12 protein-coding genes are annotated in these 12069 nt (G+C 45.4%); 3 read left to right on the top strand and 9 right to left on the bottom strand.

Annotation, left to right across the window (positions count from 1 at the left end):
- Positions 1 to 44: 44 nt before the first annotated feature.
- On the bottom strand, positions 45 to 1184 hold the full coding sequence (locus KUA46_RS09070; RefSeq protein ID WP_218486888.1) for an MFS transporter: 1140 nt from the start codon (positions 1182 to 1184) through the stop codon (positions 45 to 47).
- 83 nt (positions 1185 to 1267) lie between these two features.
- Positions 1268 to 2587 (bottom strand): ATP-binding protein, encoded by a 1320-nt coding sequence (locus KUA46_RS09065; protein WP_117693774.1) that lies wholly within the window; start codon positions 2585 to 2587, stop codon positions 1268 to 1270.
- 380 nt (positions 2588 to 2967) lie between these two features.
- On the opposite strand from KUA46_RS09065, the gene KUA46_RS09060 reads away from it, so the two are divergent.
- The 3 genes from KUA46_RS09060 (at position 2968) to KUA46_RS09050 (ending at position 6060) form a co-directional block, all read left to right on the top strand.
- Positions 2968 to 3396 carry a hypothetical protein gene (locus tag KUA46_RS09060; protein WP_153104189.1) on the top strand — a complete coding sequence of 143 codons (429 nt, stop codon included), beginning with the start codon at positions 2968 to 2970 and terminating at the stop codon, positions 3394 to 3396.
- 166 nt (positions 3397 to 3562) lie between these two features.
- Positions 3563 to 5686 carry a TonB-dependent receptor plug domain-containing protein gene (locus KUA46_RS09055; RefSeq protein ID WP_218486889.1) on the top strand — a complete coding sequence of 708 codons (2124 nt, stop codon included), beginning with the start codon at positions 3563 to 3565 and terminating at the stop codon, positions 5684 to 5686.
- A gap of 44 nt (positions 5687 to 5730) precedes the next feature.
- The gene (locus tag KUA46_RS09050) at positions 5731 to 6060 is read left to right on the top strand and encodes a heavy-metal-associated domain-containing protein (RefSeq protein ID WP_022120729.1); all 330 of its coding nucleotides are present in this window, start codon (positions 5731 to 5733) and stop codon (positions 6058 to 6060) included.
- A gap of 63 nt (positions 6061 to 6123) precedes the next feature.
- Here KUA46_RS09050 and KUA46_RS09045 read toward each other — a convergent pair whose 3' ends face one another.
- From KUA46_RS09045 to KUA46_RS09015, 7 genes are all read right to left on the bottom strand, one after another.
- A complete protein-coding gene (locus KUA46_RS09045) occupies positions 6124 to 6525 on the bottom strand; it encodes an N-acetylmuramoyl-L-alanine amidase (protein WP_218486890.1) in 402 nt (133 codons plus the stop codon).
- A 41-nt stretch (positions 6526 to 6566) separates the two neighbouring features.
- On the bottom strand, positions 6567 to 6992 hold the full coding sequence (locus KUA46_RS09040; protein ID WP_218486891.1) for a DUF5675 family protein: 426 nt from the start codon (positions 6990 to 6992) through the stop codon (positions 6567 to 6569).
- 132 nt (positions 6993 to 7124) lie between these two features.
- Complete coding sequence (locus KUA46_RS09035) at positions 7125 to 9629, bottom strand: DUF3987 domain-containing protein (RefSeq protein WP_218486892.1); 2505 nt, start codon at positions 9627 to 9629, stop codon at positions 7125 to 7127.
- Between the two features lie 12 nt (positions 9630 to 9641).
- On the bottom strand, positions 9642 to 10040 hold the full coding sequence (locus tag KUA46_RS09030) for a hypothetical protein (protein ID WP_218486893.1): 399 nt from the start codon (positions 10038 to 10040) through the stop codon (positions 9642 to 9644).
- Between the two features lie 107 nt (positions 10041 to 10147).
- Positions 10148 to 10429 carry a DUF3127 domain-containing protein gene (locus KUA46_RS09025; RefSeq protein WP_215652438.1) on the bottom strand — a complete coding sequence of 94 codons (282 nt, stop codon included), beginning with the start codon at positions 10427 to 10429 and terminating at the stop codon, positions 10148 to 10150.
- Between the two features lie 143 nt (positions 10430 to 10572).
- Positions 10573 to 10863: a hypothetical protein gene (locus KUA46_RS09020; protein WP_118066981.1), complete on the bottom strand. Its 291-nt coding sequence runs from the start codon at positions 10861 to 10863 to the stop codon at positions 10573 to 10575.
- Positions 10864 to 11162: 299 nt separating this feature from the next.
- The gene (locus KUA46_RS09015) at positions 11163 to 12068 is read right to left on the bottom strand and encodes a hypothetical protein (protein ID WP_218486894.1); all 906 of its coding nucleotides are present in this window, start codon (positions 12066 to 12068) and stop codon (positions 11163 to 11165) included.
- Position 12069: the final 1 nt, after the last annotated feature.

Raw genomic sequence — 12069 nt, 5'->3', positions numbered from 1 at the left:
AATTCGTTTGCAAAGATAGTGATTTATTTCGGATTATCGCATTTTTATTCATATTTCTTATGGAAAATCAGCAGACAGATGGCTCCTGCCAATGCCATCGGAACACCGATAAGGGCAGGGAAGTTGTATCCTAATCCCATCGCAACAGGAATACCACCGAGGAAAGCTCCCATGGCGTTACCCAGATTGAAGGCGCCCTGAATGCAGCAGCCGCCCAGCATTTCGCCACCTTTGGCATGCTTCACGATGAGGAATTGCTCAGGCGATCCGATGCCGAAAAGACAGGCGCAGCAGATGAACATCAGCACCACAGATACCCAGCCGAAAGGGGCGAGGAAGAAGGTGAGCAGAAGTGCAGCTGCTGCCAGAAACTGGAGATAACAGGTAAAGCGGCCCGGCTTGAAGCGGTCGGCAAGCAAGGCACTCACCTGATTGCCTACTACCATTCCGCCGCCTGCAAGAATCATCAGCAGAGAGATGCTGGCTGCGCTGAATCCGCCCTCCATCTGAAGCAGCGGCGAGATATAACTGAACCAGCAGAGGATGCCGCCATTGCCCAGGAAGGTGGCGGCGATGATGAGCCACGGAGCCTTTTTGCGGAGAAAATGGAACTGTGCCTTCATACCGTTGTTTGGCAGTGCTTCTACATTTGGAACCCATCTGTGAATCATGTATAAGGTGATGAGTCCGAGCACGATACAACTGACAAAAGGTACTCGCCAGCTGAACATGTGACTCAGGAAGGTTCCCACCGGCACACCCAGCAGGTTGGCCACCGGCATACCTGCGCACATCATTGCCACGGCATTGGTTCCCTTACCCTCTTTGGCAATCTTTACCGCCACGATGGTACCCGTTCCGAAGTAGGCGCCATGAGGCAGACCTTCTATAAAGCGGGCGCAGAGCAAGAGCCAGTAGTTAGGTGCTACTGAGGCGATGACAGCTCCGAAGGTGATGAGCGAAGCCAGGAACATCAGGATATTCTTGGGTCTGTATTTATGCATGAGAATCAGCGAGAAAGCTCCGGCGCAGACGCCGAGTGCATAGATAGAGATGAGATGTCCTGCTTCCGGGATGGAAACGTTCATGTTGTTGGCGATGTCTGTAATGATGCCCTCGATGATGAATTCAGCGATGCCCAAGGTAAAGGTACCCAGCGCGAGTGCAAATAGTCCTTTTTTCATTTGTTCTTATGAGTCAATATTATCCTTAAAAAATAGTTTCTCTCTTATTTTATGTCTTTGTAAGACAATAGTTTCAGCCTTTTTTACATATCCTCCATCGACAATCCTTGGTATCCGATATCGAATTTCTTGAATTTTCCTGTAGCCTGGAAGAAATGCTCGGCTTTATCTTTTAAAATGCCGAGATTTATATCCTTAGCTTGGCGTTTTACTTCATAAAAAATAACCTTCTGCTCCAGTTCATCGGCAGCGATAATATCGATTTCATTCTCTCCCTTTCTGTCCCACCAGGAGGCTATCTGGGTATATTCTTCGCTCTCTATCATCTTGGCAATAAAATATCTTTCCAGAACCTTGCCGGTGTATGTGGTGTAGCTCTTATCCATGACCATTTTTAGTTTTTTATTGGCGCCAACCTCTATCATGTATCCATATTTGTAGATGTAGCGAAACCAGACGCGAAGGAAGTTGTCTTCTATCTGATAGCGAATGTTGCGATTGGTCTTTTGGAACATCGGTATATAACGGGAGATCAGGCTATAGTCGTTCTCCAGTTTGGTGAGATAGCCCGAAAGTTCTATTTTCATGATGCTTTCTATTTCACCTCGAGTTGTGTAGCCTGAAGCGATAAGTTGCAGTATCTCGAAATAGCGGGCATAGTCTTTGCCAAATTCTTCTATCAGCATATTTTTTCCTTCGTAGATGAAATAAGAGTTTTTTGCAATAAACCGCTCTGTCATCTGTTCCTTGGTCGTGGCTCCTGCATCCATCATCATTTCTACATATTCTGCTACTCCGCCTGTATAACTGTAGAGAGCCAGTAGGTCATCATTGGTATAGGCAGAATTATATGTAGAGAGAATTTCCTTAATGACAGAAGGGGGAAATGGAGTGACTTTTATTTCTCCAGTCTGCCTACCATAAAGAGGTTGCTTGTTATTTTTAAAGATGATGTTCATAAGTGAATAAACAGAACCGCAGACCACAAGATTAATATGAGCTTCCTGTTTGTTAAGGTCCCATATCTTTTGCATATCTGAAAAGATTGATGGATTAACCCGCTTGAAATCCTGAAACTCATCAATGATGAGAGTGATAGGGCGAATCTTGGATAGTTGAAGCAGATATTTAAAGATGTCAGCAAAGCGTGTTACTTCGCCGAGAATAGGAAGCTGAAGTTTGCTCGTCATCTCTTCGATAAAATCTCTGCAGAGTTCTGCTTCTGATTTTCTTGCAACAAAGAAATACAGCATATCCTGAACATCCTCGTATGCTTTTATCAATAAGGATGTCTTACCGCTACGTCGGCGTCCGGTTACGATTGTAAAACGGGCCGTTTGCAAAGATAGATTTCTTATCTCTTGCAATTCTTTTATTTCGTTTTGTCTTCCAAAGAACTTCATATTTCTATAATTTTACAGTTTCTTTTTGATGCTATTTTTCGAAACCGCTGTTTCGAAAATGGCGGTTTCGAATGCAAAGATAATAAAAAAGCCTGAATATCAGCTTGTTTGTTCTCTAATTTAAGTTTTTTTATTTGTTTGTGTGCTTCTTGTTTTTCCGAAATGGCGGTTTCGAAAAGTAAAAATATTGGAGTTGTCAGAATTGACAATAACTCTATATAATAAGGTATGAATGCAGAAAGAAGAGGGGTTAGGAGTCCCTGAAAATTAAATATAAGAGACTTGCAAAAAAGAAAAACCGTTAAAGGTAATTAATTTATGGGGGTATTAGCTTCATATTCTGATGGAAATGCTTAATTTTGCAATTTGAGAAAAGAAAGGTGCAAAAAATAGGTATGAAACGTTCGCTCAACATATTGATGGCTTTGATGCTCTCGCTCATGGTGGTTTACTTGAGCGTGGGTACTACCGTCATGCACTGCCTTCATTATGACAAGGTGATGGTGGGTATGGTGACTGACTGTTGCGTGAAACGTAGCATGCACCATGACTGTTGCCTAGGTAAGCTGGGCGCACAGGTGAACAAACATTGCATGGAAATGGAGCTGGTGAAACTATCGCCTACGGTCTCTATCCAACACTTGGATTTCGATGCAGTACCAGTGTTTGCAGGCATCGCGCCAGCCCTTTGGCAGACGTTGCCTCGTCCTGTTATCTGTAGCATTCAGAAGGCAAGATATTGGAATCAGAATGTTCCGCATTCGCCTCCAAGGGCTTATCTTGCCCTCCTTAACTTCCTGATTATTTGATTTTTCCATATTTGCAAATAGGTTGCAAAAGTTTTTCTGTACTTTTGCAGCCAAGATTGTCGTATGCCTATCCCTATCAGTAAAATCTTAGGGTTGCATACATATATAAAAATGGTAAAATCATCCGAAGCGAAGATTTAAGATTCGGATAAAAGGAAATATATTTATGTATTCAAGATATATATTGCTCAGTACCTTGCTGGTTATTGGTGCTGAGACTTATGCAAAAAATAATAAGACAGAGGTTGTGTCTCTGTTATCATCATATAATAACTCTGTAGAAAATAACTCTGTAGATTCCTCCTCTCAGGATTCCATTTTCAAGGACGAGACCTTGCATGAGGTGAAGGTGGTGGCTCGCAAGTCGGGCACTTCCCGATTGGCTGGTGCCGTGAATGGCATCGCCGTGAACAAGGATGAGCTCTTCAAGGCGGCTTGTTGCAACCTGGGCGAGAGTTTCACGACCAATCCATCGGTGGATGTGGCTTATAATGATGCCACGACAGGAGCAAGACAAATCAAACTCCTCGGTCTTTCGGGCACTTACGTACAGATGCTCACCGAGAATCTGCCGAATTTCCGTGGTGCAGCCATCCCATACGCCCTGGGCTATGTGCCGGGACCTTGGATGAAAGGCATTCAAGTATCCAAGGGCAGTGCTTCGGTGAAGAATGGCTATGAGTCGATTACAGGTCAAATCAATGTGGATTACTTGAAGCCTGAGGATGAGCAACAGGTGGAGGTGAACCTCTTTGGCGATACCAAGAGCCGAATCGAAGCAAATGCCGATGCCAATGTTCATCTGACGGATAAGTGGGCAACGGAGATATTGTTGCATCATGAGAATATCCTCAAAAACCATGATGACAATGGCGATGGTTTCTATGATATGCCAGGCAGAGAACAATATAATGTACAGAACCGTTGGCTGTATAAAGGCAAGCACTACATCTTCCATGGCGGCCTTGGGGCTTTGAAGGAGATTCGTACCAGTGGGCAGGATGAGGAGCATGTTCATAGTGACGATATTTATCGAATCAAGCTCCATACCAACCGCTATGAGGGCTATATGAAACATGCCTTCATCCTCAATCACGAGCATGGTACCAATATTGCCTTCATGTCCTCAGCTTCGATGCACCAGCTCGATGCCCAGTATGGCAACAGGTTCTACAACCTCAATGAGAAGAATCTCTATGGCTCACTGATTTTTGAGACCAATTTTACTCATCAGCACAATTTGTCGGTAGGTTTGAGCGTCAACCATGATTACCTGGGACAGCGCGCCAATGTGAATGTTTCTCCAAGACCGGCAGTAGGGGTAGAAGACTCTCCTTATCTTTTGTCGGAGATGCAGAGAATGAACGAGAAGGAGACGACTCCTGGAGCATACGCCCAATACACCTATACGTTAGGCACGAAGTTGACAGCGATGGCAGGTGTCCGTTTCGACCATAGTTCTATCTATGGCAATTTCTTCACCCCTCGTTTCCACGTGAAGTATTCGCCTGTCGATGCCATCAGCATCCGCTTGTCAGCAGGTAAGGGCTATCGCACGGTATTTGGCTTGGCAGAGTACAACTATCTCTTGGCGAGCGGCAGGGAGTTTCAGATTACGGGTGATGGACTTAAGCAAGAGAAAGCTTGGAACTATGGTATGAGTACCGCTTTCTACATCCCGATGTTTGGCAAGACACTGAAATTGAACGCTGAGTATTACTATACCGACTTCAAGAATCAAGCAGTGGTGGATTATGATGCCAACAAGGGGCTTATCTCCATCTATAATTTGATGGGCAAGTCTTATTCGCACACCTTCCAGATAGATGCCTCTTATCCATTGCTGAAGGGCTTGGAGATAACAGCGGCTTATCGTCTGAACGATGTGAAGTGTACCTACGATTATGGCAAAACCTTGAAAGAAAAGCCATTGACCAGCAAGTATAAGGCGCTCTTCACGGCTTCCTATAAGACTCCACTTGGCCTATGGCAATTTGATGCCACCGTGCAGTTGAATGGTGGAGGCAGAAATCCTGAGCCTTACCAGTTGGCAGATGGAAGCCAGTCATGGTCTCCTCGTTTCCATAGCTTCGGACAAGTGAGTGCGCAGGTTACGAGATGGTTCCGCCATTGGAGTATCTATGTGGGAGGCGAGAACCTGACTGGTTTCAAGCAGAAAACTCCTATCTATGGTGCCAGCAACCCATGGGGAAGCGATTTCGAGCCAACCTTGGTTTGGGGACCTGTAGAGGGCAGGATGTTCTACGCAGGAGTGAGGGTACACTTTTAATTGAAAATGTTTAAAGTTGAATGATTAAAGTAAATAGAAAAGTTATGAAGAAGATTTTAGTAATGTTCACAATGATGATGGTGGCAATGGTAACCTTTGCCAAGGACATCAAGACCGTAGTGTTCACCACAACCCCACAGATGCACTGTGCGGCTTGTGAGAATAAGATCAAGAGCAACCTTCGCTTTGAGAAAGGTATCAAGAGCATTGAGACTTCTGTGCCAGACCAGACAGTCACAGTACAGTATAATGCCGACAAGACAACCCCTGAGAAGCTCCAGAAAGGTTTTGAGAAGTTTGGCTATAAGGCTCGCATCCTGAAAGATGGCGAGAAGGTTGAGAAGAACACTGGGGAGAAGTGTGACTTGATGTAATGTTCTACGTATGGCGCATCAGGTAATAAGTATAAATAGGGAACGCAGTGCGTTCCCTATCTGTTAGCCCCACTCCTTCTTCACATCAAAGCAGGGACAGGCTTTGTTGGCAAATTCATTATGACCATGAATCGTGGCTAATGGATATTCCTCCTTCAGCTGCTCGATGAGCGAGCGCATTGCCACTTTCTGGTCTCGGGTTCTTGTATCCTTCGGCTTACCTTTCTTTGATAAGCCGCCGATGTAGCAAATGCCTATACTGATGGAATTATGGCCCTTGCAATGGGCGCCAACCTCCTCTATCGCACGGCCTACATGAATGCTGCCGTCACGATAAATCACGAAATGATAACCTATGCAGCGCATTCCGCGCTCGCGGTGCCAGCGGTCAATATCCGCTACGGTGAAGTTGCGACCTTCCTTGGTCGCACTGCAATGAATGATGATTTCTTTTATCTTACGCATGATATTACTATTTTAAATGAATGAATGTTAGGGTGGAAATCCTAAAATGCTATCGAGATTTCATCACGACCCCAATCTATGATACGTAACTTGATACACTCCATCTTTTTAGAAGCCTTCCTTAATCGTTCACAAAGTCGGTCGAAGTATTCCTGAGAATGAATTACCAGCCCAGAGGCTACAGCCTTACCCAGAATGATGCATCCATATTTCAGCGTCATCGGACCATTTCCGGGCTTGAGACAAGGAGAATTGATGCCCACTTCCCAAACAGCCTGTCCCTTCCTCAGAATAACAGGCATTTTCCTACTCTTATTAGCTATAGAAACAAAAGCTATCTCATAGTCTCCTGCAGGCAAATAATGCTCAGGATGTTCTATGGTATTACAAACTTTCGTACCCTTTATTACTAATGTGCCATCTACTCCCCATCGGGTAAAGCGACGGCGATAAATGATTATTTCCATAAATATCTAAAAATAAAATTGATTTATTGATAGGGCCATTAAGGATTTCCTTACTGAAAATCCTTAATGACCGAAAATGACCGTGACCGTTAATGACCGGATGTATTAATAGTCACTTATTTTGAACCTCTATTATACAGTAGGTTGAACCTTCTGGTAACGCATATCGGGCAGCACACCTATCAATCCCTGTCGCTTCCAGTTTTTCAACATCTGTCTAACAACCTCCCGAGTAACGTTTGCTCCTTTTACCGCAATACTTTGCTGCAATGCCTGCTCGAAGGAGAAAGTAACGTCAAGCCGCTCGAAGATGGAATCATTTTTGCCGCGTCGGGAACGATCATAAGTTGTCTGACCGCAATAACTCTTGGATGAGAATGCATCCTCTATGCGACTACGGAAGAAGTAGAGAGCATTGTCCAACTGATAATCTGCCAGTATATTGAAGGCTTCGAGCATGGTTGGTGTCTGCGTCTTTACGATCATTTCCTTCCATAACAGCGGATTCTGTTTCAGCTGCTTCTCGGCACCCTGGAAACCATGTTTCTGAATCAGCGTCTCGGCCACCTTACAGAGCATGATGCAGGTCATCATTCTCATCGTGGTAGGACAGATACGGAAACGCTGGCGGGCTTTCACCTTGTCGTCATTTTTCATGGTCTCCAATCGTATCTGTTCCAGCCACTCCCTGCCCTTATTCTCCAACTTAGGCAGAACCACCTCGCCCTCCATCAGGGGCAAGAGATGAGCTATCTGCCGTATGTGCTCACGTTGAGTTTCGGTCAGCACAAAGAGATTGTCTGTAAGCGGAGTGAACGTGTTGTCCGGCGTTCGCGCCACGACAATACGGCTTTGGAAACCATCCGTATAATTGTTCACTACTCGATAGAGTGCATCTGGCGTTCCGCACATCACAACGTTCCACAAAAGATGTTCGATATGAACATTCACCGCATCTGCACTTCTTGCCTCGCGCTCATAGCTTGTTCCGTCGTAAGCCTGTCTTAACATGACAGAAAAGTCGCTCATTGCCGATTTCCACTTCTGTGCTACAGTGTCAGCTTCCGGAGTGAACGAGAAGGCGTGCTTGCCTTCAGTATTAGCCAGTCGTTCTGCAAGATTCGCCACCGTATTATTTAAAGTAAGACATCTTACAGGCAGCTTTGGTTCTTCCGGTTGCTCCTTCTTGTTCTTAGCCGCACGCTTCCTGGCTCTCCATTCATCCTCCTGCTGCTGATACATTTTGTCCATCTGTTTCACTTCCGAAGTCCATGCATCAACCACGGGGTCGATGCTTCCCTTGCCTGATGCAAAATCACCGGCAATGTAGGAGATAAGGTTCAGCGAGTTCATCTTGCCGTGAACGGAAACCTTCACGCCAGTAGCAAGCATTCCGATGGTAGGACAGATGGCTGTAATCACTGGCATTGCCAGAGCCGGCCCAACAGCACTGATGGAATCACGCACGCCTTGTGGCATCTTGGGTAAAGCATCGTAATAGAACAGATCATCCTTGGCGTTAGCTTCGTCCAAGGCATTCACCAGCGCCTCGCTGTCTTCATCTGCATTCCCGTTTGAAGCCCCCTGTTTCAGTTTCTCCTGTCTCAGCGCAGCCAGCACATCCTTCAGTCGCTTAGGCATTTGCGTGATTTTCTCGTTCAATGCCGACTTGATGCAAGCCATCTTTTCCTGTTCGGGAAACCCATCGTAGCAGGGAATAATCTGAGCCAGCAGATTGCGGTCAAAACCACAGATATGGCGCAGATTCACAGCCAGCTCAAAGGTCAGCGTATTGCGGTTGGAGCGCATCGGCTCCTGCCCATCATTATACATCTGCCACCACTTCTTAATGATTTCGCCATAAGGAATCCCGAGGTAATTGTCTTGAGAAGCAGAAGAAGAAGCTGATGAACCAGCTGGGGATGAAGCAGCAGAAGAAGAAGAAATTCTCGAATTCTCTAATTCTTGACTCTTAAAACTCCCTTGAGAATCCTTCTTGAATTCTTCCTTCCAAGGCATAAAGTGCTTGTTTGCCTTGTGCGCCCCTTCCGGTAGTTCCTCCTTCCCATACCGTTCTCTTTCTTCTAGAACCTTCCCTTCAGCTGCCACGGCAGCCTCATCGTATTCATCCTTGAAGAGCCGTGGCGAAAGGAATAGCAAATCTTCGCCATCCGATGTGGTAGTGAAATAAACCCGATTAATGTCGTGAGCCGAAGTATCCATTTCGCACTTGAGCATCGTAGCAATTCGTACCTGATTCTCCAGAACCGTCTTGCCCTTTTCGCGTTCAAACACCGCATGTCCGCCCTGTCGTGCGCTACGTTCCAGCATCAGCAGTCCGTACTTGTCCGGTTCCTTCAGCAGCAGCTTGGCAGCCTTGGCGAAAGCCTCCGGCTCATCCATATCAAATCCGAAAGCACCGCTTGGCAGTTTCATTCCCTTCACCACGCCTTGCGGATAATGGCCGGAGTAGTTAAACTGTACCAGTCTCCGTTTCGCAGCATCGTTTCCGGCACGAGCCAGGCGAAGATTCGCCTTCTGCTCATTGCTTCCACGCAACTGCTTATACTCCTCTTCCGAAGTGATGGAGCGGGCAACCTTGTGCCCATTCTCCACCTTAATTAAATAACAACTCATCTATCTTATTACTTATCGTTTTAATTGATAATCCACTAAAGCATCAGCCCCTTCTGCTGACTCAACAGTCAGCGTTTGGGCGATGTTGAGTCCTTCATGGCAGAACACCTTCAGCGTGAGCTGAATAGCCCCATCCTTGGTCTTGCTCAACCGACCATGCGCCAGTTTCTTAATCAGTTCCGACTGGCTTTTCGGCTTAGAAACTGCTACGAAATCAAATGTTCCGTCTTGCATTTGCTGAGCCACACCATGACGGCGAAAAGCTTCTACAACCCCCTGATTTACAGAATCAGGACTGAAGAGGAAATACTGCTTATCATCATAGTAAGCCATTCCACCCAACTGCACATGCTGGCAGCCGTTATTATTCACCTGCTGGTTATTAACCTGCTTCTTATTTGCTTTTTTCATAAATCTTAAATTAAAATTGAAGATGAACGAAAGAAGTGTCGTAAGTTTCAGTTTGCGCAAATTATCCCGGGACAATTCTCACGCCACCTATTTCAATTCAAGATTAATTACTTGCCAAGTTTCTCAATGTCTGTAACGAGGATGTCTTGGTAAACCTGACCATTATACTCACGAGTCGTGAATCGGAGCGTAACCGCCACCAATGTTCCCGGAGCAAACTTACACTGGGCAATGTTGCCCAGCATTGCAGCAGCATACTGGTTCTCATACTTGCCGCCCATCTCCTGGAGAACGATGTTGCATTTCATCATCTGTCCGTTCTCACTTTTCTGACTCTGTACAGCGAACGCCTCGCCCTGCTGCACCACTCTCATAAACATTCCGTTCATAATCTATAAACCGCAAGGTCTAACCTTCCTTTAAGGTTTTCTTTAATCCGCCCAACCTTGCTAAAGCTGGTGCAAAGATAGCAACACTTTCGATGCGGCGGAATAGTTGGTGAAAGAATGCCCCCTCATCTTTTCACCACTTTTTATTTCAGCTCTGCTTCAAGGATGTTTTTCATCACGATAAGCAGGCTGACGGCTCCGTCGCCCCCACAGGCCATTCGCCGTTCATATTCCTTATTAATAAGGTCGAAGAAGAGTTTCAGATAGAACCGCTCCGTAGCTTTCTTCATCTCCTTCCCGTCTCTGATATTCCTCAGCGTAGGATAGTTGATGCTGCTGTCGAGCCTTGCCAGTTTGCTGTGCGTATAGCCCAGCTTGATGACGGCTTCATAGGCAATGCCCAGAGCCGTAAGCTGATGTTTTTTTTCTGCCATGATTCCTGATCGGTTTGCGAGAGAAGCCGTGGATCACCGATGGCCATCTTCAATCACGTTGTGAGGTTCCCCGCCTCCGCTCAGGTTAAACTAAAATAAAAACACTCGGAAATGAGAAAACTGATTCCCAAATCCGAGCGCAAAGATAAGAATATTAGTCTGTAGATAAAAATACGCATAAAAAAATAAGGAGGCTATTTCTTATCAGCTGCTTATCTGCTGGTAATCAGACAGAAAGAGGGCGCTGACAGAAGTATTCCATCAACGCCCTCATTATCTTTATCTGTAACAGCTGCTTTTTATCCGATTGCAGATAATATGAATTGCTTTATTTTAGCATGCATTTCTTTGGTTAAAGTAGTATTACTGGATCCAAAATCGGCATGGTTTCCAATATAGGCTCTCACGTTCACTCCTACAGCATCGCTGATAGCCTGAATGCTTCCTGCTAACACGAAACCATCACCATAAGGAGTAACATGCAATATGCCCAGAACATTTGCTACCAGTTTCAGATTAAATCCCCATTTATTGTTTCGAGGTTGTTCCTTTTTGAGCAAAAGGGAAATTTCTTGTTCAGCACAAATATTCCTCCAAATAGTATCGTAAACAGTCCAGTCTATGTTCAGAAAGCCTCTGATTCCCCGTGTGAGTTTCTCTATCTCTTCTACCCATCTCTCCACATTAGCCTTAGCTTCTTCGTCCATCAATTCCAAAGGAGATTTCACATTCAAATAGTCTGTTACGGGTAAAATAATCTTGTTTCCTTCGTTATCGTAGCGTCTGCTTTTGTATGCCGCGATTAATTTCACAAAAAAGGGCTTATTCTTCAAACGACGAGCCAAGACCATACAGACAGCCCGGTTAGGATTACGCTCGGCAGCATCATCCTCTTCATCTGGTGCTGCATCACACATCTGGGTGAATAGAACCGTAAGAATGATTATGGCGGTGGACTCAGACTGGTGCCGTTTCACGAGATCTCCATAAAGAAATTCCACCTCATTATCACGATGTTCCTTGATTGCAGACAGCTTCTGGCGAATCATTTCCGTTTCACTCCATACTTCTACGGCATTTAGACCGTTCAGTTGTTGCTCAAGCAAACAGAGAATCCATGTCCAGGTTCTAAACAAATCATCGCCCCTATAACGGGCACGTAAGGAGGTAAGCCTCTCCTCCGAAAAACGTTCAAACTTTTCCATC

Source organism: Segatella copri, assembly GCF_019249765.2.
GTDB lineage: Bacteria > Bacteroidota > Bacteroidia > Bacteroidales > Bacteroidaceae > Prevotella > Prevotella copri_K.
This window is presented reverse-complemented; position numbering and strand designations above follow the sequence as displayed.